The 22,421-nt window shown below is 59.9% G+C and carries 21 protein-coding genes; 18 read left to right on the top strand and 3 right to left on the bottom strand.

Translation table 11 applies throughout. The features are described 5' to 3' along the window. The first annotated feature begins 15 nt into the window (after positions 1-15). The 4 genes from UR289_RS13685 to UR289_RS13670 are packed head-to-tail and all read left to right on the top strand — an operon-like array spanning position 16 to position 3,836. Positions 16-1,038: an ABC transporter permease gene (locus tag UR289_RS13685; RefSeq protein WP_033145620.1), complete on the top strand. Its 1,023-nt coding sequence runs from the start codon at positions 16-18 to the stop codon at positions 1,036-1,038. After that, a complete protein-coding gene (gene ddpC, locus UR289_RS13680; RefSeq protein WP_029740902.1) occupies positions 1,035-1,928 on the top strand; it encodes a D,D-dipeptide ABC transporter permease in 894 nt (297 codons plus the stop codon). Before UR289_RS13685 ends, ddpC begins: the two co-directional genes overlap by 4 nt. Next, positions 1,928-2,914 carry an ABC transporter ATP-binding protein gene (locus UR289_RS13675; protein ID WP_320710484.1) on the top strand — a complete coding sequence of 329 codons (987 nt, stop codon included), beginning with the start codon at positions 1,928-1,930 and terminating at the stop codon, positions 2,912-2,914. Before ddpC ends, UR289_RS13675 begins: the two co-directional genes overlap by 1 nt. Next, positions 2,907-3,836 (top strand): ABC transporter ATP-binding protein, encoded by a 930-nt coding sequence (locus UR289_RS13670; protein ID WP_047060929.1) that lies wholly within the window; start codon positions 2,907-2,909, stop codon positions 3,834-3,836. Before UR289_RS13675 ends, UR289_RS13670 begins: the two co-directional genes overlap by 8 nt. On the opposite strand, the gene UR289_RS13665 is transcribed toward UR289_RS13670, so the two are convergent. After that, entirely contained in the window at positions 3,833-4,582 is a 750-nt protein-coding gene (locus UR289_RS13665; RefSeq protein WP_058840956.1) for an SDR family NAD(P)-dependent oxidoreductase, read from the bottom strand. The two genes, UR289_RS13670 and UR289_RS13665, sit on opposite strands and share 4 nt — an antisense overlap. A 114-nt stretch (positions 4,583-4,696) precedes the next feature. On the opposite strand from UR289_RS13665, the gene UR289_RS13660 reads away from it, so the two are divergent. Beyond that, entirely contained in the window at positions 4,697-5,602 is a 906-nt protein-coding gene (locus UR289_RS13660; protein ID WP_214538435.1) for a LysR family transcriptional regulator, read from the top strand. A gap of 23 nt (positions 5,603-5,625) precedes the next feature. On the opposite strand, the gene UR289_RS13655 is transcribed toward UR289_RS13660, so the two are convergent. Continuing rightward, the gene (locus tag UR289_RS13655) at positions 5,626-6,054 is read right to left on the bottom strand and encodes an OsmC family protein (RefSeq protein ID WP_023311893.1); all 429 of its coding nucleotides are present in this window, start codon (positions 6,052-6,054) and stop codon (positions 5,626-5,628) included. A gap of 115 nt (positions 6,055-6,169) precedes the next feature. Between UR289_RS13655 and UR289_RS13650 the strand changes: the two genes are divergently transcribed. After that, the gene (locus UR289_RS13650; RefSeq protein ID WP_033145626.1) at positions 6,170-7,129 is read left to right on the top strand and encodes a hypothetical protein; all 960 of its coding nucleotides are present in this window, start codon (positions 6,170-6,172) and stop codon (positions 7,127-7,129) included. Positions 7,130-7,136: 7 nt separating this feature from the next. Here UR289_RS13650 and UR289_RS13645 read toward each other — a convergent pair whose 3' ends face one another. Continuing rightward, positions 7,137-8,012, bottom strand: a complete 876-nt coding sequence (locus UR289_RS13645) for a LysR family transcriptional regulator (RefSeq protein ID WP_033145627.1) — start codon at positions 8,010-8,012, stop codon at positions 7,137-7,139. A 110-nt stretch (positions 8,013-8,122) separates the two neighbouring features. Between UR289_RS13645 and UR289_RS13640 the strand changes: the two genes are divergently transcribed. The 12 genes from UR289_RS13640 (at position 8,123) to UR289_RS13585 (ending at position 22,418) form a co-directional block, all read left to right on the top strand. Continuing rightward, on the top strand, positions 8,123-8,974 hold the full coding sequence (locus UR289_RS13640; protein ID WP_320710479.1) for a Vmh family MBL fold metallo-hydrolase: 852 nt from the start codon (positions 8,123-8,125) through the stop codon (positions 8,972-8,974). Between the two features lie 232 nt (positions 8,975-9,206). Further along, complete coding sequence (bdm, locus tag UR289_RS13635) at positions 9,207-9,422, top strand: biofilm-dependent modulation protein (RefSeq protein WP_013096534.1); 216 nt, start codon at positions 9,207-9,209, stop codon at positions 9,420-9,422. Positions 9,423-9,517: 95 nt separating this feature from the next. Beyond that, a complete protein-coding gene (gene sra, locus UR289_RS13630) occupies positions 9,518-9,655 on the top strand; it encodes a stationary-phase-induced ribosome-associated protein (RefSeq protein WP_008501714.1) in 138 nt (45 codons plus the stop codon). A 176-nt stretch (positions 9,656-9,831) separates the two neighbouring features. Continuing rightward, the gene (locus tag UR289_RS13625) at positions 9,832-11,529 is read left to right on the top strand and encodes an NAD-dependent malic enzyme (RefSeq protein WP_039262819.1); all 1,698 of its coding nucleotides are present in this window, start codon (positions 9,832-9,834) and stop codon (positions 11,527-11,529) included. Positions 11,530-12,234: 705 nt separating this feature from the next. After that, complete coding sequence (locus tag UR289_RS13620; RefSeq protein ID WP_320710475.1) at positions 12,235-13,947, top strand: ABC-F family ATP-binding cassette domain-containing protein; 1,713 nt, start codon at positions 12,235-12,237, stop codon at positions 13,945-13,947. Between the two features lie 196 nt (positions 13,948-14,143). Next, a complete protein-coding gene (adhP, locus tag UR289_RS13615; RefSeq protein ID WP_039262822.1) occupies positions 14,144-15,154 on the top strand; it encodes an alcohol dehydrogenase AdhP in 1,011 nt (336 codons plus the stop codon). Positions 15,155-15,303: 149 nt separating this feature from the next. Next, positions 15,304-16,923, top strand: a complete 1,620-nt coding sequence (locus UR289_RS13610; protein WP_320710473.1) for a TIGR04028 family ABC transporter substrate-binding protein — start codon at positions 15,304-15,306, stop codon at positions 16,921-16,923. Positions 16,924-16,933: 10 nt separating this feature from the next. Then, a complete protein-coding gene (locus UR289_RS13605; protein ID WP_157189230.1) occupies positions 16,934-17,878 on the top strand; it encodes an ABC transporter permease in 945 nt (314 codons plus the stop codon). Then, positions 17,875-18,723: an ABC transporter permease gene (locus UR289_RS13600; protein ID WP_047060936.1), complete on the top strand. Its 849-nt coding sequence runs from the start codon at positions 17,875-17,877 to the stop codon at positions 18,721-18,723. Before UR289_RS13605 ends, UR289_RS13600 begins: the two co-directional genes overlap by 4 nt. Next, complete coding sequence (locus UR289_RS13595) at positions 18,723-20,330, top strand: ABC transporter ATP-binding protein (protein WP_320710471.1); 1,608 nt, start codon at positions 18,723-18,725, stop codon at positions 20,328-20,330. The genes UR289_RS13600 and UR289_RS13595 overlap by 1 nt, the downstream gene beginning before the upstream one ends. Then, on the top strand, positions 20,327-21,316 hold the full coding sequence (locus tag UR289_RS13590) for a putative FMN-dependent luciferase-like monooxygenase (RefSeq protein ID WP_048976760.1): 990 nt from the start codon (positions 20,327-20,329) through the stop codon (positions 21,314-21,316). Before UR289_RS13595 ends, UR289_RS13590 begins: the two co-directional genes overlap by 4 nt. A 10-nt stretch (positions 21,317-21,326) precedes the next feature. Then, the gene (locus UR289_RS13585) at positions 21,327-22,418 is read left to right on the top strand and encodes an alkylhydroperoxidase domain protein (RefSeq protein WP_320710468.1); all 1,092 of its coding nucleotides are present in this window, start codon (positions 21,327-21,329) and stop codon (positions 22,416-22,418) included. Positions 22,419-22,421: the final 3 nt, after the last annotated feature.

Raw genomic sequence — 22,421 nt, 5'->3', positions numbered from 1 at the left:
GCCGGGGGAAAGCGTATGACGTTCTGGAGCATAGTGCGCCAGCGCTGCTGGGGGTTAATCCTGGTGGTGGCCGGTGTCTGTATTATCACCTTTATTATTTCACACCTGATCCCCGGCGATCCGGCCCGTCTGCTGGCCGGCGACCGCGCCAGCGACGAAATCGTGCAGAACATCCGCCAGCAGCTAGGGCTGGACCAGCCCCTGTATGTTCAGTTTGGCCGCTACGTGGACGCTCTGGCCCACGGCGATTTAGGCACGTCCATCCGTACCGGACGCCCGGTCGCGGAAGACCTGAAGGCCTTTTTCCCCGCCACGCTGGAGCTGGCCTTTTGTTCTCTGCTGCTGGCGCTGGTCATCGGCGTGCCGCTGGGGATTTTATCGGCGGTGTACCGCAACCGCTGGCTGGATCACCTGGTGCGTTTAATGGCGATGACCGGGATCTCCACGCCGGCCTTCTGGCTTGGGCTGGGCGTCATTGTGCTGTTCTACGGGCACCTGCAGATCCTGCCGGGCGGCGGCAGGCTGGACGACTGGCTCGATCCCCCGACGCACGTCACCGGCTTTTATCTGCTGGACGCGCTGCTGGAGGGCAACGGTGAGGTCTTTTTCAACGCGCTTCAGCACCTGATTTTACCCTCGCTGACGCTGGCGTTTGTTCACCTGGGGATCGTGGCGCGCCAGGTCCGTTCGGCGATGCTGGAGCAGCTTAGCGAGGATTACATCCGCACCGCGCGCGCCAGCGGCCTGCCCGGCTGGTACATCGTCCTGCGCTACGCCCTGCCCAATGCGATGATCCCGTCCATCACCGTCCTCGGGCTGGCGCTGGGCGATCTGCTTTACGGCGCCGTGCTGACCGAAACCGTCTTTGCCTGGCCGGGCATGGGCGCCTGGGTGGTGACATCCATTCAGGCGCTCGATTTCCCTGCCGTAATGGGGTTTGCCGTCGTCGTTTCGCTGGCCTACGTGCTGGTTAATCTGGTGGTCGATCTGCTTTACCTGTGGATTGACCCGCGAATCGGGCGCGGAGGTGCCGAATGATGTTAACGCAGGAAACGCCCGTCCCGGCTAAAACCGCCGGACAACGCATCAACTGGGCAAAGCTGTTCTGGATGCTGCGTCAAAGCCCGCTCACGATCGTTGGCGGCGTCATTATGATTGCGATGCTCTTCCTGATGGTGGCTTCGCCGTGGATCGTTCCGCATGACCCGAACGCGCTGGATTTGACCGCCCGCCTGCAGGCGCCGTCTGCGCAACACTGGTTTGGTACCGATGAGGTGGGACGCGACCTGTTCAGCCGCGTGCTGACGGGCAGCCAGCAGTCGATTACCGCCGGGCTGGCGGTGGTGGCGATTGCGGGCGGCATTGGCTCACTGCTGGGCTGTTTTTCCGGCGTGCTGGGCGGGCGCGGCGACGCCATCATCATGCGGGTGATGGACATCATGCTCTCCATTCCTTCCCTGGTGCTGACCATGGCGCTGGCCGCCGCGCTCGGGCCGAGCCTGTTCAACGCCATGCTGGCGATTGCGATTGTCCGCATCCCGTTTTACGTCCGCCTGGCGCGCGGGCAAACCCTGGTGGTGCGCCAGTTTACCTACGTCCAGGCCGCCCGCACCTTTGGCGCGTCCCGCTGGCATTTGATCCGCTGGCATATCCTGCGCAACGCCCTGCCGCCGCTGATTGTGCAAGCTTCGCTGGATATCGGTAGCGCCATTCTGATGGCCGCCACGCTGGGGTTTATCGGCCTTGGCGCGCAGCAGCCGACCGCCGAATGGGGGGCGATGGTGGCCGTGGGCCGTAACTACGTCCTGGACCAGTGGTGGTACTGCGCCTTTCCCGGTGCGGCGATTTTAATTACCGCCGTGGGCTTTAACCTGTTTGGCGACGGTATCCGCGATCTGCTGGATCCGAAGTCAGGAGGAAAACAGTGATGACCGAACCGGTATTACGTATTGAGGACCTGCACCTGAGCTTCCCGATTTTTCGCGGTGAGGTTCACGCGCTGAATCACGTCTCGCTGGAGATCGGCAGGGGCGAAATTGTCGGCGTGGTGGGCGAGTCGGGTTCGGGCAAATCCGTGACCGCCATGCTCGCCATGCGGCTGCTGCCGGAAGCAAGCTACCGCATTCATCACGGTCAGGTGAAGTTACTCGGTGAAAACGTCCTGACGGCGTCCGAGAAGCAGCTTCGCCATTGGCGCGGTGCCCGAGTGGCGATGATTTTTCAGGAGCCGATGACAGCCCTCAACCCGACGCGGCGGATTGGCAAACAGATGGTGGAGGTGATCCGCCAGCATCAGCCGCTTTCGCGGCGCGAGGCGCAGCAGAAGGCGATTACCCTGCTGGAAGAGATGCAAATCCCGGACGCGAAGCAGGTCATGGAGCGTTATCCGTTTGAACTCTCCGGCGGCATGCGCCAGCGGGTGATGATCGCCCTTGCCTTCTCCTGCGAGCCGGAGCTGATCATTGCCGACGAACCGACCACCGCGCTGGACGTTACCGTCCAGCTCCAGGTGCTGCGCCTGCTGAAGCATAAGGCGCGGGCCAGCGGGACCTCGGTGCTGTTTATCAGCCATGATATGGCCGTGGTGTCGCAGCTTTGCGACAGAATGTACGTGATGTATGCGGGCAGCGTGATCGAGAGCGGTGCCACGCAAACGCTGATCCACCGCCCCGTGCATCCCTACTCCATCGGCCTGCTGCGGTGCGCACCGGAAAACGGCCAGCCGCGCGACCTGCTTCCCGCCATCCCCGGCACGGTGCCCAACCTCAGCCAGCTTCCGCAGGGTTGCGCCTTCCGCGAGCGCTGCTTTGCCGCCGGGGCGAAATGCAGCGAAACGCCGCGCTTAGCGTCGAGTGGCGCAGAAGGCCAACAGGCCGCCTGCTGGTATCCGCAACGGGAGAAACACCATGTCTGATGTACTGCTGGAACTGGATAGCGTGCACGTGAACTTTGCGGCGCGCAAAAACTGGCTGGGCCGCGTGACGGAACAGGTCCATGCCCTCAACGGGCTCGATCTGCAGATCCGTCGCGGGGAAACGCTGGGCATTGTCGGGGAATCCGGCTGCGGGAAAAGCACGCTGGCCCAGCTGCTGATGGGCATGCTTAAGCCCAGCACCGGCGCGTGTCAGCGGGCGCACCACGCGGGCGGCATGCAGATGGTGTTTCAGGATCCGCTCTCCTCCCTCGACCCGCGATTGCCGGTCTGGCGCATCATCACCGAGCCGGTGTGGGTGCAAAAACGCAGCAGCGAACGCGAACGCCGCCAGCTGGCAGAAAACCTGGCGCTGCAGGTGGGCATTCGCCCGGAATATCTCGACAGGCTTCCGCACGCCTTCTCCGGCGGGCAGCGCCAGCGCATCGCCATCGCCCGGGCGCTCTCCTCCAACCCCGATATTATCGTGCTTGATGAACCCACCAGCGCGCTGGATATCTCCGTGCAGGCGCAAATCCTCAACCTGCTGGTGAACCTGCAGCAGCAGCGTAATCTGACCTACGTGTTAATCTCGCACAACGTATCGGTGGTCAGACACATGAGCGACCGCGTGGCGGTGATGTACCTCGGGCAGATTGTGGAGCTGGGCAGCGCCGCGCAGGTGCTTGGCGAGCCGCGCCATCCCTATACCCGTCTGCTGCTCGACTCGGTTCCCCGCACCGGTGAACCGCTGGATGAAAATCTGGCGTTACGCAAAACGGAGCTTCCCGGCAATCGTCATCTGCCCGAAGGCTGTTTTTTCCGTGACCGTTGTCCGATGGCAGCGCAGGGGTGTGAACAGCCGCAGCCGCTACAGCCCTCACGCGAGGGCCGTAACGTGCGCTGCTGGCGCAGTCTGGGTTAGATTTGCGCCATCCCGCCGTCCACAAACAGCTCGGTGGCGTTAATAAAGCTGGCCGCGTCGGAGGCCAGAAACGCCACCGCTTTCCCCACCTCACCCGGCGCGCCTAAACGCCCCAGCGGTACCTGCGCGGCCAGCGCGTCGTACAGCCCCTGACGGTGTTCTTCCGGCACCAGATCGCCGAGACCCGGCGTTTTGATCGGGCCCGGGCTCACCACGTTGACGCGGATCCCGCGGCCCTGCAAATCCAGCGCCCAGGAGCGGGCAAAGTTGCGCACGGCGGCCTTGCTGGCGCTGTAGACGCTGAAGTTGGCCGTCCCTTTAATGGACACCGTCGAGCCGGTCAGAATAATCGACGATCCGGCGGACAGCAGCGGCAGCGCCTTCTGCACCGTGAACAGCACTCCGCGCACGTTGGTGCCAAAAATCCGGTCAAACTGCTCTTCGGTGATCGCGCCCAGCGGCAGCATATCGCCGCCACCGGCATTGGCGAACAGGATATCAAGACGGCCTTCTTCTTTGGCTATCCGGGCATAAACCTCATCCAGATCGGCAAGCTTTGAGGCGTCCGCGCGAATGCCCACTGCGGTTGAAGCAATTTCCGCCACCGCCGCGTCCAGCTCGGCCTGGCGACGACCGGTGATGTAGACCTTTGCGCCCTGTGCCGCCAGCTCCTGCGCCGTGGCAAGACCAATGCCGGTGCTGCCGCCGGTGACCAGTGCGATTTTTCCTGAGAGAGTCGTGTTCATGTCATTTACCTTTTGTTGGGTTTGCGTTGGACAAACTTTAGCCCTTGCGGCATTAGTGAAAAACGGGCAAAAATGAAAATGACTATTCACAAACAGAAATAATCCGAGGTCATCATGGACCAGCTCATGGCGATGCGCGCCTTTACGCGGGTCGTGGAGTCCGGCAGTTTTACCCGCGCGGCGGACTCGCTGAATATGCCGATCGCCACGCTGAGCAAGCTGGTTAAATCGCTAGAGTCGCACCTGGAGATACGCCTTCTGCACCGCACCACTCGCCGGGTGGTCGCGACGCCTGAAGGGATGGAATACTATGAAAAAGCGCTCAGGGTGCTGATTGATATCGAAGATATCGACACCTCGTTTCGCGTTTCCCGCGCGACGCCAAAAGGGCATTTGCGGGTTGACGTGGGCGGCTCCACCGCCCGGGACGTGCTCATCCCCCTGCTGCCGGACTTTATGCGGCGCTACCCGGAGATCCGCATCGACCTAGGCGTGGCCGACCGGCCGGTCGATCTCATCAGCGGTAACGTAGACTGCGTGATCCGCGGCGGGCCGCTGGACGATTCAACTCTCATCGCCCGTCATCTCGGTAACGCCGAAATGGTCACCTGCGCGACGCCGGGTTACCTGAAAAATCACGGCGTCCCGGCCTATCCGCAGGAGCTGCGCAACGGCCACAAGCTGATTAGCTATCTCTCGCCCGTCACCGGACGGCCCTTTCCGTTTCGCTTCCGGCAGAACGGCGAGGCGCTGGAAATCACCATTCCGCACTATCTTGGCGTCAATGAAAGTAATGCCCATCTGGCGGCTGCCGCGGCGGGGCTGGGGATCGTTCAAACCTTTGAGTATTCGGCAAAGGCGTATTTGCAGGCGGGAACGCTGGCGGCGATCCTGGGCGACTGGCGCCCTGCCGCCTATCCGTTTCATGTGGTTTACCCGCAGAACCGGCATTTGACGCACAGGCTGAAGGTTTTTATCGCCTGGCTGGCGGAGGTATTCCCCGCCGCGCTGAAGGGGTAGCCGGGCGCGAACCCGGCTGGGGCTTAGTTAAGCTTATAGTCCAGCGTAATCTCAGCTTTCAGGAGCTGCGAGACCGGACAGCCCGCTTTTGCTTTCTGAATAATGCCGTCGAACTGCTGCGGGGCGATGCCGGGAACGGTCACCTTGCTTTTCAGGGCAACCTTAGTGATGGCAAAGCCGCCGTCGGTTTTATCCAGAGAGACGTCCGCGGTGGTATCAATGGAATCGGCGGTATAGCCCGCTTCGCCGAGCATCAGCGACAGCGCCATCGAGAAGCAGGCCGCATGTGCCGCGCCAATCAGCTCTTCGGGGTTGGTCCCCTTTTCGCCCTCAAAGCGGGTATTGAAACCATAAGGCTGCTGATTGAGAACGCCGCTCTCGGTGGAAACCGTTCCTTTTCCGCGCTTAATGTCGCCAGACCAGTGTGCCGAACCGTGCTTATGAATAGTCATTCTTGCTCTCCTTTTGGCTTACAAAGGGTTAAGTATAGACTACGCATCTGACCCACCCTGGAACACAGACAATTCCAGGACTTTCACCTGCTGTACCGACAAAAAGGATAATGATATGGCGCTAAAAATCAGGATGGCCGTTGCCGTCACCACGCTGGCTCTGTCGCTCTCTTCACTGGCGAAAACGCCGGAGAACTTTATCTATACCAGCTCGGGCGATCTCGACGCGGCGTTCCCGCTTGTTGCGCGAAGCGATATCGGCGGCGTGCAGATCGTTTACAACTGGCGCCTGCTGGAACCCGAGAAGGACAGCTATGACTTCTCGCGGATTGAACAGGATCTGGCGCGCGTTAAGGCCGCCGGAAAAAAACTCTTTATTCAAATCCAGGATCGTTTCTTTGAGCCGGACGCCCGCTACGTGCCGGACTATCTCATGCGCGACACACAATACGGTGGCGGGATTGCGCCGCAGTTCGATAACCCCGGCGAAGGCAAGCCGGTCGGTTCAGGATGGGTGGCGCGTCAGTGGGATCCTTCCGTGCGCCAGCGCTACCAGGCACTGCTGGCCGCCCTCGCGAAACGCTTTGATGGCAAGGTGTATGGGGTAAACCTGCCCGAAACCGCCATTGATCTCGACGAAAAAAATCCGCCCGCCGGATTTACCTGCGACAGCTATTTCGCGGGTGAAATGGAAAACCTGGCCTTTGCGCGAAAGGCTTTTCAGAAATCTCACGTGGTGCAGTACGTGAACTTCTGGCCGTGCGAATGGGATAATGACCACAACTACATGGGGCGTCTGTTTGCGTATGCCAGCGCTAACAATATCGGCCTGGGTGGGCCGGACATTGTTCCCAACCGCAAGGCCCACATGAAGAACGCCTATCCCTTCTTCCATAAAAATAAACAGACGCTGCCGCTCATCGCCATGGCGGTTCAGGAGCCGACCCTGACCTATAAGGATCCTCAGACCGGAAAACCGTTCACCAAAGCGGAATTTGTCCGCTTCGGCGAAAGTTATCTCGGTGCCGATATTATTTTCTGGAGCACGACGTCTCCCTGGCTAAAGGCGAAGTAATCCTTTCTTATGCCAGGTAGCGCGACAGTTCGTCAAGGAACACGCGCAGCGCGGCAGGCTGGTATTCCCGGGACTGATAAATGCCATGGATGGCAAGCGGTTTCGGCTCAAGCGCCTCCAGTACCGGCACCAGCAATCCCTGGTCCAGCGCGGCAGACGCTTCGCGCTCCGGCAGCATGGCGATACCGCAGTGCTTAATCGCTGCGTCCATCAACAGCGAAGAGATGCTGGCGCTCAGGTTGCCGCTGACGGCCACGCTCAGGCTTTCCCCTTCCGGCGTCAGAAAGTGCCAGGACTGCCCGGCAAAAAAGCTGTAGTGCAGACAGTTGTGCTGCGCTAATTCTTCAGGGCTGACGGGGATACCGTGCTGTGCCAGGTACTCCGGCGAGGCGCAAAGCACCGAGCGACACTCCCCCAGCCGGCGGGCAATCATGCCGGGTTCGGGGTTGTCGGTAATGCGCACGGCGACATCAATGCGCTCTCCCACCAGGCTGACCGGGTGGTTATTCACGTCCAGCTCGATGCGCAGCTGCGGGTAGCGCGAGAGCAGCTCAGGCAGGACCGGCGCAATCAGGTGCATGGCGGTAAAATGGGCGCAGGCCACCCGCAGCGTGCCGGACGGCAGATCTTTCTCCGACTGGCCCTCGATTTCCTGCGAAATCTGCGAGAGCGTCCGCGTTTTTTGCAGCACCTTTTCCCCTGCCGCGGTCAGCGTCAGCTTGCGCGTGGAGCGGTTTACCAGGCGCGTTCCCGCCCACTTCTCCATTTGTTCAAGGTAGCGGCTCACCATCGGTCGGGAAATGCCCAACGCGCGGGCCGCCGCGCTCAAACTGCCCAGCTCGCATATCCGGTTGTAAACCTGAGCGGCGATAACGCGATCCATATAAGCTCCATTTGCTCGATTTATGAAACTAAGCATGTCTTGTTTCAGGAATTCTGGCAAATGAGAATATCCGTACAATAGACACATTCCTGAACAACAGAGACAACAGCATGAAATTCACTCACCTTGCCCTGCTTTCCACCCTTTTCACTTCTGCGGTTTTTGCCGCGCCGTTAACCATTGATACCTATAACCCGCAGGAAAAAGGCATTTTCCCGGTCTCCTCCACGCTGGTTTCCGGCCCGAAAGAGGCGGTGCTGTTTGACGCGCAGTTCAGCGTGAAGGATGGCGAAGCGCTGGTAGAGAAAATTCGCCGCAGCGGTAAAACCCTGAACAAGATTGTGATCACCTCCGGCGATCCGGATTTCTATTTTGGCCTGCAGCCGCTGGTCAAAGCCTTCCCGAATGCCAAAGTGGTGGCCACGCAGCATGTGGTTGACCATATTAAAGCCACCAAAGACGCCAAGCTCGCCTTCTGGGGCCCGCAGATGAAGGACGGCGCGCCAACGGAGCTGGTCGTCCCGCAGGTGCTTGCCTCCACCACGTTCATGGTTGACGGGGAAAAGGTCGATATCGAGCAGCCAGACAGCTACGCGGCCTATGTGTGGATCCCGTCAGCAAAAACGATCCTCGGCGGCACCGGGGTAGCCTGGGGTATTCACGTCTGGACAGCAGACACCCAGACGCCGGAAAGCCGCAAGCAGTGGCAGGAAACGCTGGAGAATATGGCCGCGCACAAACCTGAGCGCGTGATCCCGGGCCACTATCTGGGCACCCCACCAGCGGGCACTGGCGCGATTGAGTTTACCCGCGACTATCTGCAGCGCTTTGAAAAGGCTTTAGCCGCACATAAAGATTCCGCAGGCGTTATCAGCACCCTGAAAAAACAGTATCCGGGCCTGGCGGATGAAAGCTCGCTGGAATTAAGCTCCAAAGTGAATACTGGCGAAATGAAGTGGTAATTTAAAAACGGCTCCTGCTATATTTCCGCGATAGCAGGAGCTCCACCAAAATATCCCCGCCGTTACCCGTCGATATAGCCACACCCTTTAAAAGCTCATAAAAGCATGCACTTATGTCATTTTTATTTCTAAGATGAATCTGAACCACAACCGGGAAAATATTTGCCATTCTATTTATGAATTAAATTTTTTGCGAGCCGTACCATTAAACAGACAACGACACGGAGGCAGCATGTTTACTTATTACCCGGCTAATACCGCAGCAGCACAACCTGAACTCGTTAACGCGATTGCGCAGGGTCTTCACGCCGAGCACGGTGCTGTGACTGAAGATGACATTTTGATGGAACTGACCAAATGGGTGGAATCCACGGATAATGACATCCTCAGTGACATCTACCAGCAGACCATTAACTACGTCGTTAGCGGGCAAAACGCACCCTTGTAAAAACCTGCTAAGCTGGATCTGCAACCTAAGGGGTTACATTTCGTTTGCGTAAGCAAACTGGTCCTTAAAACTATCAACAGGATTGAGGAGTTAACATGAAATCGAACCGTCAGGCACGCCATATTCTGGGACTGAATTACAAGCTTTCAAATCAGCGTAAAGTGGTGATTGAAGGCGACCACGAAACGCAGGTCACTCACGCCACCGGCAGAAAACGCCACGCCGGCAAGTAAGTTCCAGACTGAGATCCAGAACACCATCGGTAATCCCGATGGTGTTTTTGTTTATGTGTTGCGGTAATTAATATTTAGCTCCTTTATAATACCGCCTGACCGCACCCCATCGCACAGGCCAGAAAGATGACAAACAGCAGTGTCAGGGACGGATCTTCATAAAAAGAGTGAGTGACATGGACAACAAACTGAAAAAACATCGTTCCTTATACATCCCATACGCCGGACCGGTTTTACTCGAATTCCCCCTGCTCAACAAAGGCAGCGCCTTCAGCATGGAAGAGCGCAGCAGCTTTAATCTGCTGGGTTTACTGCCCGAAGTGGTTGAAACCATTGAAGAACAGGCGGAGCGCGCGTGGATCCAGTATCAGGGTTTCAAAACCGAAATCGACAAGCACATCTACCTGCGCAACATTCAGGACACCAATGAAACCCTCTTCTATCGCCTGGTGCAGAACCATCTCGAAGAGATGATGCCGGTGATCTACACCCCTACGGTGGGTGCGGCCTGCGAGCGTTTCTCAGAGATCTACCGTCGTTCACGCGGGGTATTCATCTCCTATCAGAACCGTCACAACATGGACGATATTCTGCAGAACGTGCCAAACCACAATATCAAAGTGATTGTGGTGACCGACGGCGAACGTATTCTCGGCCTCGGCGACCAGGGCATTGGCGGGATGGGGATCCCAATCGGTAAACTCTCTCTCTACACCGCCTGCGGCGGCATCAGCCCGGCGTATACCCTGCCGGTGGTGCTGGACGTCGGGACCAATAACCAGCAGTTGCTCAACGATCCGCTCTATATGGGCTGGCGCCATCCGCGCATTACCGACGACGAGTACTATCAGTTTGTCGACGATTTCATTCAGGCCGTGAAGCACCGCTGGCCGGACGTTCTGCTGCAGTTTGAAGACTTCGCGCAGAAAAACGCGATGCCGCTGCTGAACCGCTATCGCGATGAGATCTGCTCCTTTAACGACGACATCCAGGGTACCGCGGCCGTGACCGTGGGTACGCTTATCGCTGCCAGCCGCGCAGCCGGCAGCCAGCTGAGCTACCAGAAAATCGTCTTCCTGGGCGCAGGCTCTGCGGGCTGTGGTATCGCCGAGCAGATCATCGCCCAGACGCAGCGCGAAGGCTTAAGCGAAGAGCTGGCCCGCTCCCGCGTCTTTATGGTTGACCGTTTCGGCCTGCTGACCGACGCTATGCCGAACCTGCTGCCGTTCCAGAACAAGCTGGTGCAGAAGCGCGATAACCTGAAAAACTGGGATACCGACAACGAAGTCCTTTCCCTGCTGGACGTGGTGCGCAACGTGAAGCCGGATATTCTGATCGGCGTTTCCGGGCAAACCGGTCTCTTCACCGAAGAGATCATTCGCGAGATGCACAAGCACTGCGAGCGCCCTATCGTGATGCCGCTTTCCAACCCGACCTCCCGCGTGGAAGCCACCCCGCAGGACATCATCGCCTGGACCGAAGGTAACGCGCTGGTCGCGACCGGCAGCCCGTTCGACCCGGTGGTGTGGAAGGATAAAACCTATCCGATCGCCCAGTGCAACAACTCTTACATCTTCCCGGGCATTGGGCTGGGCGTGATCGCCTCCGGCGCGTCCCGCATTACCGATGAGATGCTGATGTCGGCGAGCGAAACCCTCGCGGGCTACTCGCCGCTGGTCAACAACGGTGAAGGGCTGGTGCTGCCGGAGCTGAAAGACATTCACAAGGTGTCGCGCGCTATCGCGTTTGCGGTAGGTAAAATGGCGCAGCAGCAGGGCGTGGCGGTGAAAACCTCTGCCGACGCGCTGCAGCAGGCCATCGACGACAACTTCTGGAAACCTGAATACCGCAGCTATCGTCGTACCTCGATTTAATCCGCTCCGACCGGTCCCTCTCCCTTCGGGAGAGGGACTTTCAATAAATTCATTAACCAGTAGCGATTCAGATTCTCGAAGCGAAATGATTAACTTGCAGCCACGCCCTGGTCCGGCTGTAAATCGCCGAGGCGTTTCCTGCAGGCCGGGGCGAGGCGCAGGGATGCGCCGAGAGGGCGGGCTTTACAGGGATGTTACCTCCGCCCATCCCCGATAAGCCGGAAGGAATAAGCCGAGGGCACCGCGAAGCGGCGATTTACCGCCGGGAGCCCGGGTCGCCAGGGTGGTGGCGACTGAGCCACCCTGGCACGTTCACAGGTCATGTCGTTACAGAGTAGCAAGGAACATAAAGTGAACGGAATGACCACGACAGCCGTATGTTCCCCTCACCCTAACCCTCTCCCAAAGGGAGAGGGAATTAGATTCGCCCCCCACTAGCCAAACTCCTTTTCCCCCGCTACACTCCCTTCATCCATTAACCTACTGAATATATAAGGAGGCCAATTATGCTGTACTGTGAAATTTTCAATGTTTCACATACATTTGGTGATCGCACCAGCTCAAGCGTTATCGGTATCGTGCTGCGATAACTTCTGCTTGAGCGAAGACACCAACCCCTGAAATCCCTTCTCTCGGGCTTACTGAGTTATCGTCAGCGATGTTTGACGAGGCATAAACATGCCTGTAACTCTTGGGTAAGCAACAATGAGCACTTTACTCACTGCACAATCTTTACGCGTTGATACGGCGTTTGGCACGCTCTTCGACTCACTCTCCTTTACGCTGAAAAAAGGCGACCGCATTGGCCTGCTGGGCGACAACGGCTGCGGCAAAAGCACGCTGCTGAAGGTGCTGGACGGCACTGACTCCCCCGCCGCCGGAACGGTAGCGCTGGCCGGGCACTGCCTGATGGCGCGCGTGGAACAACATCTTCCGGACGCCATTTTCCCGCTGACCATGCTGGATGCCGTACTCGCACAGCTGCCTTTAGCCGAGCGCGATAGCCTGCGCTGGAAAGCCGAAACGCTGCTGGCAGGCATGGGCTTCACGCCGCAGGATATGGCGCTGCAATCCGCCACGCTGAGCGGCGGGCAGCACACGCGCCTGCTGCTGGCGCGAGCCCTGATTCACGAGCCGGATCTGCTCCTGCTCGATGAACCCAGCAACCACCTTGATTTGCCGACCATGCTCTGGCTGGAACACTTTCTGCAGAACTGGTCAGGCAGCTTCGTGCTGGTCTCGCACGACCGACAGCTGCTGGATGCCGTCACTAACGGCAGCTGGATCCTGCGCGATAAAACGCTGCACTACTTCGCCCTTCCCTGCACGGCCGCCCGCAAGGCGCTTGAAGCAAAGGATGAAAGCGACGCGCAGCGCCACAAGGCGGAGCAAAAGGAGATCGACCGCGTGACCGCCAGCGCGAAGCGGCTGGCGACCTGGGGCAAGGTTTACGACAACGAAGATCTTGCCCGCAAAGCCAAACAGATGGAAAAACAGGTCGAACGGCTGAAGGAGAGCCAGACGGCGCTCACGGCAGGCAGCCCGTGGACGTTAACCCTGCGCGGCGACGCGCTGCGGGCCGACCGTTTGCTGGAAATGGAGAATCTCGACGTGCCTCCTGCACCTGGCCTGCCGGCGTTATTCAGCATCGAAATGGCGCGGCTAAAAAGCGGCGATCGCGTGGCGATTGTCGGTCGTAACGGCTGCGGCAAATCGTCGCTGATGAGGCTTATCTGGCAACAGTTTGCCGATGAGTCCGCAGACAGCGGGTTGAAAATCCATCCGCGCGTGTCGCCAGGCTATTACGACCAGACGCTTCACCAGCTTGCGGACAACGCCACGCTGCTCGACGCGCTGGAGCCTTTCGCGCCGGATCCGCAGAACCGCAAAATGGCGCTGATAAGCGCGGGTTTCCCGTGGGCGCGTCACGGGCAAACGGTCAGCACGCTCAGCGGCGGCGAGCGCTCGCGCCTGCTGTTCGTTGGCCTGACGCTTGCCCGCTACAGCCTGCTGATGCTGGATGAGCCGACCAACCACCTCGACATGGAAGGCAAAGAGGCGCTGGCGCAAACCCTTCAGCAGTTTGAAGGCGGCGTTCTGCTGGTCAGCCACGACCGTCAGTTAATTAGCCAAAGCTGCAACCGTTTCTGGCTGATTGAAGAGGGAAAGCTGAGCGAGTGGCACGATGCAGAAGCGGTGTTTGAGCGCCTGCGTGAAAGCGCGGGGCTGGCGACATCCACCGCGCCCGCCATCGACGCGGCGAGGGTTCAACCCTCGCCGTATGACGATCTGCTCGAACGGCTGGTCGCGCTGGAAACGCTGCTGGAAGACGATCTGGCGCGTAAGCCGAAGCATCAAAAGCCGCAGCTGCAGGCGCAATGGCGTAAAGAGATTGAGGAGATAGAGGCACAGCTGTAAGTCTGCGCCCGGCGAGTCTCTCGTCGGGCCAGTATTTTCCCCCTAAATTATTAGAGGAACGCCGTATTCTTATTCTGAAAATGGATTAAATAATGACATTATGTTGCCGTTGCCTTGCATTACAGCGCCAAACCACTAATCCTTGAGGGGTATTACACCTGCTATGCAGATACTCATCATGAACAAGGAGATACACATGAAGGCTGCTGTTGTCACTCAGGATCATCAGGTCAATATCACCGAAAAAACCTTACGCCCGCTAAAGCACGGGGAGGCCCTGCTGAAGATGGAATGCTGTGGCGTATGCCATACCGATCTCCACGTGAAGAACGGTGATTTTGGCGATAAAACCGGGGTTATCCTGGGCCACGAAGGGATTGGTATCGTAAAAGAAGTCGGCCCCGGCGTGAAGTCGCTGAAAGTCGGCGACCGCGCAAGCGTGGCCTGGTTTTTTGAAGGCTGTGGCCACTGCGAATACTGTAATACCGGCAACGAAACCCTGTGCCGCGACGTGAAAAATGCCGGTTACTCCGTTGACGGCGGCATGGCGGAAGAGTGCATCGTCACCGCGGATTACGCGGTAAAAGTGCCGGACGGTCTGGAATCCGCTGCGGCCAGCAGCATCACCTGTGCCGGCGTTACTACCTACAAAGCGGTGAAGGTGTCCGAAATCAAACCAGGCCAGTGGATTGCGATTTACGGTCTGGGCGGGCTGGGCAACCTTGCGCTGCAGTACGCCAAAAACGTCTTTAACGCCAAAGTCATCGCTCTCGACGTTAACGATGAACAGCTGAAGCTGGCGGCCAGCATGGGCGCAGATTTAACCATCAACTCACGCAGCGAAGACGCCGCGAAAATTGTGCAGGAGAAAACCGGCGGCGCGCATGCCGCAGTCGTTACTGCCGTCGCAAAAGCGGCCTTTAACTCCGCCGTTGACGCCGTGCGTGCCGGTGGCCGCGTGGTCGCCGTTGGCCTGCCGCCGGAAGCGATGAGCCTCGACATTCCGCGTCTGGTGCTGGACGGCATCCAGGTGGTGGGTTCCCTGGTCGGCACCCGTCAGGATCTGCAGGAAGCCTTCCAGTTCGCCGCTGAAGGTAAGGTGGTGCCGAAAGTCACGATGCGTCCAATCGAGGACATCAACGCCATCTTTAAAGAGATGGAACAGGGCCAGATCCGCGGCCGTATGGTGATCGACCTACGTTCATAATCGTTCATCTTTCATTACCGCTCCTCGCTGGGGCGGTTTTTTTATAGCCATTTTCCGGCAATCCTTATCTTAATTCCTTTGTTCCCTTGTTTTCCCCCGCGCCCGATGATGAATCCGACGCTAACAAGAAGATAACAAAGGAATTCACCATGCAAACCCCATTTCGTCTGCCGCTGCTGACGGCGCTGATTCTGGCGACAACCGCAGCCTGGGCCGCAGATGCGCCCGTCAAAGGCGGCACGCTGATTTATCTGGAGCAACAGGCGCACACCAATCTCTATCCGCCTGCCGGTGGCTTTTACCCGAACGGCGGCATTCTGAATCAAATCACCGACAAACTGACGTGGCAGAACCCAAAAACGCTGCAGGTGGAACCCTGGGTGGCCGAAAGCTGGACCACCAACGCCGATAAAACCGAATACACCTTTAAGCTTCGTCCCGGCATCACCTTCTCCGACGGCACGCCGCTGGACGCCAACGCCGTGGCGAAAAACTTTGATACCTACGGTTTAGGCAATAAGGCGCAGCGCCTGCCGGTGTCAGAAGTGATCAATAACTACGATCGCAGCGAAGTCATCGACCCGCTGACCGTGAAGTTCTACTTCAAAAAACCGTCGCCGGGGTTCCTGCAGGGCACCGCCACCATTGGCTCGGGTCTGGTCTCGCTCAGCACGCTGAAGCGCAACTTCGAAGAGCTGGGAGATGCCCGCCACATCATTGGTTCCGGCCCGTTTGTGGTGAAGGACGAGAAGCTGGGTCGTGAAGTGACGCTCGAAGCGCGCAAAGACTACCAGTGGGGGCCGAAAAATCTGGCGCAGCAGGGGCCAGCCAATCTCGACGGCATCAAGTTTATCGTGACCCAGGAAGACAGCGTGCGCGTGGGCGCCCTGCTGGCCGGTCAGGCCGACTTTATTCGCCAGGTACAGGCGTATGACGAAAAGCAGGCGACCGATCAGGGCTATAAGATCTACGCCGCCCCGACGCGCGGGGTGAACGACAGCATCAGCTTCCGCCCGGATAACCCGCTGGTTTCCGATATTCGCGTTCGCCAGGCGCTGCTGCATGCCACCAATGCAAAACAGGTGGTCGAGACCCTCTTCTCGGCCAACTATCCGCAGGCGAAATCCGTGATTGCCGGTTCCGCCGCAGGCTTTGTCGATCTCAGCGACAAATTGACCTTTGACCCGGCAAAAGCCAACCAGCTGCTGGACGACGCGGGCTGGAAAGCAGGCGGCGACGGGATCCGCGCCAAAGACGGCCAACGTCTGGCGCTGACGGTGTATGAATCCCTGCCGCAGCCGCAAAACAAAGAGGTGCTGCAGCTGGTTGCCCAGCAGTGGCGCCAGGTGGGCGTGGCGCTGAGCGTCAAAGCCGGAGACGCAGGCAGCCGCACGCTGGATAACCTTGACCCGCTGAAAACCCCGTTAACCGTCTCCGAAGTGGGCCGCGCCGATCCGGACGTGGTGAAAAGCATGTTCTACCCGGCTAACCGCGACGCGCTGCTGCAAAAAGGCGGATCCAGCGACAAGGTCAAAAACTTCCGTGACGACAGGCTGAATGCGCTGCTGGTGAACATTTCGGCTGAGGTCGACCCGCAAAAACGCCTGCAGCTGACGGGAGACGCCCAGCGCTACCTGCTGGATAACGCCTACGTCATTCCGATTTTCGAGGAGCCGCAGGTCTTCGCCGGTGCGCCGTGGCTGAAAGGCGTCAATTTTGAAGCGGTAGGCCGCCCGTCGTTCTACGGCGCGTGGATTGAGAAACACTGAGGAGCTGACGATGCGCCACGCACTTCTTCAACGCTTTGGGCACGGGCTGCTGGTACTGTGGGCCGCCTTTACCCTCTCGTTCGTGTTGCTCCAGGTGCTGCCGGGCGACGCGGTGCTGATTAAATTTCAGAACCCGGACCTGGGCTTAAGCCCGGCGCAAATCGAGGAGATGCGCGTGGCCTACGGCGCGGACAGCCCGCTGTGGCAACAATACGGCCACACGCTGCTGGCAATGCTGCGCGGGGATTTCGGCTATTCGCTACAGGCAGGCGTGCCGGTCAGCGAGCTGATTGCCAGCAATCTGCCGGATACCCTGAGCCTCGCCCTGCCCGCGTTTGTACTCGCGGTCCTGCTGGCCTTTGCGCTGGCCTTTGCATCCCGTCTCCCGGGTCTGCGCTGGCTGAGCAATACCCTTCAGTCTCTGCCGGTCCTGTTTATCTCCTTACCCACGTTCTGGCTGGGGATTGCCCTCATCCAGCTTTTTTCTTTTCAGCTGCGGCTGATCCCGGTGATTAACCCGACGCCGCTGCAGGGGCTGATCCTGCCGATTGTGACCGTCGCGATCCCGATTTCCGCCCCGCTGGCGCAAATTCTGATGCGCAGTCTGGACCAGGTGGCGACGCAGCCGTTTGTCGCCGTCGCCCGTGCCAAAGGGCTGAGTGAAACCGCCGTCCTGTGGCGTCACGTGGCCGGCAACGCCCTGCTGCCGGTCCTGAACATTGCCGGGCTGCTGCTGGGCGAGCTGATTGCCGGGGCGCTGATCACCGAAACCGTTTTTGGCCGCAGCGGGCTCGGACAGCTGACCCAGCAGGCGGTGAATAACCAGGATATCGCCGTACTTCAGGCGGTAGTGATGATTTCCGCCCTCGGTTTTGTCCTGATCAATCTGCTGGTGGATCTGCTGATGCCGCTGCTGGATCCCCGTCTGCAAACCGTTACCGGAGGTGCATCATGAGTCTGGTCGATTACGCGGCGGCCGCGCGAAAACGCGTTCCTGCCTGGCAGGGAGTGGAATGGCAACCGGGACTGTGGCTGGCATGGGGGGTGATTATTCTCGCCGCTTTTGCCGCCGTAGCGCCCGGCCTGTTAACCCACTACAGCCCGATTGAGGGCATCGCCGGGGCACAGCGCCTGGCACCGCAGGCGGGACACTGGCTCGGCACCGATCAGCTTGGCCGCGATGTTTACACGCGTATCGTATATGGCGCCTCCCATTCCCTGAGCGCGGCGCTGGCCGCCGTGACGATGGGGCTGGTGGTCGGCACCGGCTTAGGGGTGATCGCCGGGGCGTTCGCCGGGCGCGTCGAGTCTCTGCTGATGCGCTTCGTCGACGTGTTGCTCTCCATCCCGTCTCTGCTGCTCTCGCTGACGGTGATTATTCTGCTCGGATTTGGCACCGTTAACGCCGCGATTGCCGTCGGCGTTGCCTCCATTGCCAGCTTCGCCCGCCTCGCGCGCGGTGAAGTCGTGCGTATCCGGCATACGGATTACGTCGAGGCGGCGTTTGGCAGCGGCGGGACGTTTTTCGCCGTGCTGTGGCGACACATCCTGCCCAACGCGTTAACCGCCGTCCTCGCCTTTGCCACGCTGCAGTTTGGTCAGGCCATCCTGGCGCTCTCCACGCTGAGCTTTCTCGGCTACGGCACCCCGCCGCCGGTGCCGGAATGGGGCTTACTGATTGCCGAAGGCCGTAACTATCTCTCTACCGCCTGGTGGCTCACCACCTTCCCCGGCGTCGTCGTCATCGCCGTGGTGCTGGCCACCAACCGTATCAGCCAACAGTTCAGCGGAGGTCGCTAATGACCGTTCTCTCAGTGGAAAATTTGACGATTAGCTACCGTACCGCGCGCCAGTGGCGAGAGGTGGTGCATAACGTCAGCTTCACGCTCGGACGAGGGGAAATGCTGGCGTTCGTCGGCGAATCCGGATCCGGCAAGACGACCACGGCGCAGGCGATCATTGGCCTGCTGGCCGATAACGCCCGGCGCGATGCGGGAAAAATATCGCTCAACGGCGAGGAGATTAGCCGATGGTCCGCGAAGCGTCTCGACACCCTTCGCGGCGCGAGAATTAGCCTGGTGCCTCAGGATCCGGGCAATTCGCTCAACCCGGTGAAAACCATCGGGGCGCAGGTCGGAGAGATCGTTCAGCTCCACCAGAAGGTGACCCGCGCCGAGCGCGACGAGCAGGTGCTCGCCCTGCTGACAAAGGTCGGCCTGAGCCACCCCGAACAGCGCATGACGCAGTATCCCCATCAGCTCTCCGGCGGGATGAAACAGCGCGTGCTGATTGCCATCGCGATAGCGCTGCGCCCGGACGTGATCGTTGCCGATGAGCCCACCAGCGCGCTGGATGTGACGGTGCAAAAACGTATTCTCGATCTGCTGGATATCCTGCGCCGGGAGTCGGGTACCGCCGTTCTGTTTGTCACCCACGATCTGGCGCTGGCCGCACAGCGCGCGGACAGGCTGCTGGTGTTTCGCGATGGCGAGGTTCAGGAACAGGGGAACACCGGCGATATCGTCCGCACGCCGCAGCACGCCTATACCCGCCAGCTGTTGAGCGATCTCCAGGGACAGCGCCTGACCATCGCCCCGGTGGCCGGTCGGCCGCTCGCGTCCCCGGCCATTCGCGCCCGCGCCATCAGCAAGCAATTCTCCCTGGGCAAAGGTCATCAGCTTCAGGCGCTGGATCGGGTAACGTTTGACGTCAGGCGCGGCAGCACGCATGCGCTGGTCGGTGAATCCGGCTCCGGGAAAACCACCCTCGCCCGTATTTTGCTGGGTTTTGAACAGGCCGACAGCGGACAGGTCATCATTGATGATATTGATGCCACCGCGCTCAGCCGCGAGGCCCGCCGTCAGCTGCGCCAGAAGATCCAGTTCGTCTACCAGAACCCGTTTGCCTCTCTCGACCCGCGACAGACGCTGTTCGAGATCATCGAGGAGCCCCTGAAGAACTTTTCTCGACTCAGTAAGGCGCAGCGAAAGCTCCGGGTGGAGACGGTGGCGCAGCGGGTTGCCCTGCCCGTCGAATTCCTGACCCGCACCGCCCGGGAGCTTTCAGGCGGACAGCGCCAGCGCGTTGCCATTGCCCGGGCGCTGATCCTGGAGCCGACCATTCTGGTGCTGGACGAAGCCACCTCCGCGCTGGACGTCACCGTGCAGGCGCAGATCCTGGCTCTGCTTCAGCAGCTGCAGCAGCAGCTGGGATTGACCTACCTCTTTATCACGCACGATCTGTCAACCGTCCGCCGGATCGCCCACAGCGTCACGGTGCTGCGCGGCGGTCAGGTGGTCGAACAGGGCGACGTCGGAACCTTATTCGCGTCGCCGCAGAACGACTATACCCGCGAGCTGATTGACGCCATTCCCCATTTTTCACCCGCTACGGAGGAGTTCGCATGACGCGAAAACGCCTGGGATTTTTCACCCGCCTGCTTGACGACGCTGCGCCGAAGGAGCGCTATCGTCTGGCAACTGAACAGATCCGCCACGCCGAACGCCACGGTTTTGACAGCGCCTGGATTGCCCAGCACCACTTCCACGAAAGTGAAGGCGGCCTGCCGTCGCCGCTGCTGTTTCTGGCGCACGTAGCCGCGCATACCGAAACCATCCGGCTGGGCACGGCCATCATCACCCTGCCGATGGAAAACCCGCTGCGCGTCGCGGAAGATGCCGCCGTGCTCGATTTACTCGCCGATGGTCGTCTTGAGGTCGGTTTTGGTTCGGGCGGCACACCGACCTCATTTCTGCCGTTCGGCCTGACGTTCGAGGAGCGCGGCGCGGCCTTTGCTGACCATTTGCATGTGATCCAAAGCGCCTGGCGCGGGGATTCGCTTACCCATCCGGATAACCACCTTTACCCGCCTGCGCCACAGCTGGCCGACCGTATCTGGATTGCCACCTTCTCTGTTGACGGAGCCGTTCGCGCCGCCCGGGCCGGACACGGTTTAATGCTCTCCCGCACGCAGCCGCGCCCGGCAGACCGGCTGGATTTAACGCTCGACGAGATCCAGAACCCGATTGTGGATGCCTACCTTGAGGCGCTGCCTGCGGGCATCGCACCGCGCATTCTGGCCTCCCGTACGGCGTTCGTCGCCGACAGCGACGACTATGCGCTCAGGGTCGCGACGCCGGGCCTCACGAAACAGGCCCAGCAGCATCGCGCTGCCGGGCACGTGGTTAAAGGTGACAACGTCACTGATTATCGCCGCCAGTTTGACGCGCATATTGGTTCGCCCGACACGGTGCTGCATTCGCTGAATGCTGATTCCATTCTCAGGCGCGCCACGGATATCTCATTCCAGGTCCATTCGGTCGAACCCTCGCATCGCGACACGCTGCGGTCCATCGAACTGATCGCCGAACGTATTGCCCCCCACATCTTTTGAGGAGACACCTATGTCGTTAAGTCAGGACATTCTCGCCGAGCTGGCGGAAATTAAACCCGGTTCCCCTCTGGCAGAGGCGCGCGCCACGCGTGATGCCGCCACGCGCCACGCGCAGGGCAGCTACGAAATCCTGTTTAGCCAGCAGGATGCTGATTTTGCACTCGACGAGCGCTTCGCCGTGGCGGCAAAAGTCGCCAGGTGGCACAGCGCGGAGGCGCTGGCAGCACACTATGCGGGGTTTGGCCTGGCCGACCCCACCTCAGAACGCCTGACCCCGGCGCTGAATTTCGCGCGGCTGCTGACGTTCTCCCCCGTCGAAGCGACGCCCGCAGCGTTAAAGGCGCTGACCCAGGCGGGATGGAGCAAGGAAGGCATTGTTACCCTGGCGCAGCTTATTGCGTTTGTGAGCTTCCAGAGCCGACTCATCACCGGGCTGCGGCTGCTGAATGACAGGCCCGTCGCCAAAAGCGATGCGCCGGTGGCGGCAGGCATCTGGCACACGACCGCAACAACGGTCACCGGAAAGGCGGCCCCCGTCGCGTTCACCCAGCAGGAGCTGGGATGGGAACCGTGGATAGCGGCCAAACCGCTGGCGGATTTCAGTGACGATGAGGTTGCCATTCTGGCGAAATTTGGCCATACCGATTCCGATTACTTCCGCCTGCTCGGGCGCAACCTGCCGGTGCTGGAACAGCGCACGTTAACGGATAAAGGCATTTTTTATACCTCGGGGGGATTGCCGCGCGCCGAGCGCGAGCTGGCCGCAACGGTCGCCAGTAAAATCAACGGCTGCATTTACTGCGCATCTGTCCATGCGCGTAAAGCCAGCCAGCTGTCAAAGGATGACGCGGCGGTAGAAGCCCTGCTGGCCGTGCGGCCGGGGCGGTCCCTGAGCGAGGGGCAATCCGCACGCTGGCAGGCGGAAATCGATTTTGCGGCGGCGCTGTCGGTCACGCCGCCTGCCGCCACGCCGCTGCACCTTGCCGCGCTGGAAAAAGAGGGGCTGGATACCTTAGCGCAGCTCGATCTGGTGCAATCCGCCGCGTTCTTCGCCTGGGCCAACCGCCTGATGCTAACCCTGGGTGAGCCCTGGCTTGCCTGAAGC

The sequence above is a fragment of the Enterobacter sp. 302C9 genome, from assembly GCF_034106085.1.
GTDB lineage: Bacteria > Pseudomonadota > Gammaproteobacteria > Enterobacterales > Enterobacteriaceae > Enterobacter > Enterobacter asburiae_B.
This window is presented reverse-complemented; position numbering and strand designations above follow the sequence as displayed.

Excerpts from the sequence above, each read along its gene's own strand:
- sra (WP_008501714.1), top strand. The coding sequence starts at position 9,518 with ATGAAATCGAACCGTCAGGCACGCCATATTCTGGGACTGAATTACAAG.
- bdm (WP_013096534.1), top strand. The coding sequence starts at position 9,207 with ATGTTTACTTATTACCCGGCTAATACCGCAGCAGCACAACCTGAACTC.
- UR289_RS13655 (WP_023311893.1), bottom strand. The coding sequence starts at position 6,054 with ATGACTATTCATAAGCACGGTTCGGCACACTGGTCTGGCGACATTAAG.
- UR289_RS13620 (WP_320710475.1), top strand. The coding sequence starts at position 12,235 with ATGAGCACTTTACTCACTGCACAATCTTTACGCGTTGATACGGCGTTT.
- UR289_RS13585 (WP_320710468.1), top strand. The coding sequence starts at position 21,327 with ATGTCGTTAAGTCAGGACATTCTCGCCGAGCTGGCGGAAATTAAACCC.
- UR289_RS13685 (WP_033145620.1), top strand. The coding sequence starts at position 16 with ATGACGTTCTGGAGCATAGTGCGCCAGCGCTGCTGGGGGTTAATCCTG.
- UR289_RS13645 (WP_033145627.1), bottom strand. The coding sequence starts at position 8,012 with ATGGATCGCGTTATCGCCGCTCAGGTTTACAACCGGATATGCGAGCTG.
- UR289_RS13605 (WP_157189230.1), top strand. The coding sequence starts at position 16,934 with ATGCGCCACGCACTTCTTCAACGCTTTGGGCACGGGCTGCTGGTACTG.
- UR289_RS13670 (WP_047060929.1), top strand. The coding sequence starts at position 2,907 with ATGTCTGATGTACTGCTGGAACTGGATAGCGTGCACGTGAACTTTGCG.
- UR289_RS13665 (WP_058840956.1), bottom strand. The coding sequence starts at position 4,582 with ATGAACACGACTCTCTCAGGAAAAATCGCACTGGTCACCGGCGGCAGC.
- UR289_RS13660 (WP_214538435.1), top strand. The coding sequence starts at position 4,697 with ATGGACCAGCTCATGGCGATGCGCGCCTTTACGCGGGTCGTGGAGTCC.
- UR289_RS13675 (WP_320710484.1), top strand. The coding sequence starts at position 1,928 with ATGACCGAACCGGTATTACGTATTGAGGACCTGCACCTGAGCTTCCCG.
- UR289_RS13625 (WP_039262819.1), top strand. The coding sequence starts at position 9,832 with ATGGACAACAAACTGAAAAAACATCGTTCCTTATACATCCCATACGCC.
- adhP (WP_039262822.1), top strand. The coding sequence starts at position 14,144 with ATGAAGGCTGCTGTTGTCACTCAGGATCATCAGGTCAATATCACCGAA.
- UR289_RS13595 (WP_320710471.1), top strand. The coding sequence starts at position 18,723 with ATGACCGTTCTCTCAGTGGAAAATTTGACGATTAGCTACCGTACCGCG.
- UR289_RS13610 (WP_320710473.1), top strand. The coding sequence starts at position 15,304 with ATGCAAACCCCATTTCGTCTGCCGCTGCTGACGGCGCTGATTCTGGCG.
- UR289_RS13650 (WP_033145626.1), top strand. The coding sequence starts at position 6,170 with ATGGCGCTAAAAATCAGGATGGCCGTTGCCGTCACCACGCTGGCTCTG.
- UR289_RS13590 (WP_048976760.1), top strand. The coding sequence starts at position 20,327 with ATGACGCGAAAACGCCTGGGATTTTTCACCCGCCTGCTTGACGACGCT.
- ddpC (WP_029740902.1), top strand. The coding sequence starts at position 1,035 with ATGATGTTAACGCAGGAAACGCCCGTCCCGGCTAAAACCGCCGGACAA.
- UR289_RS13640 (WP_320710479.1), top strand. The coding sequence starts at position 8,123 with ATGAAATTCACTCACCTTGCCCTGCTTTCCACCCTTTTCACTTCTGCG.
- UR289_RS13600 (WP_047060936.1), top strand. The coding sequence starts at position 17,875 with ATGAGTCTGGTCGATTACGCGGCGGCCGCGCGAAAACGCGTTCCTGCC.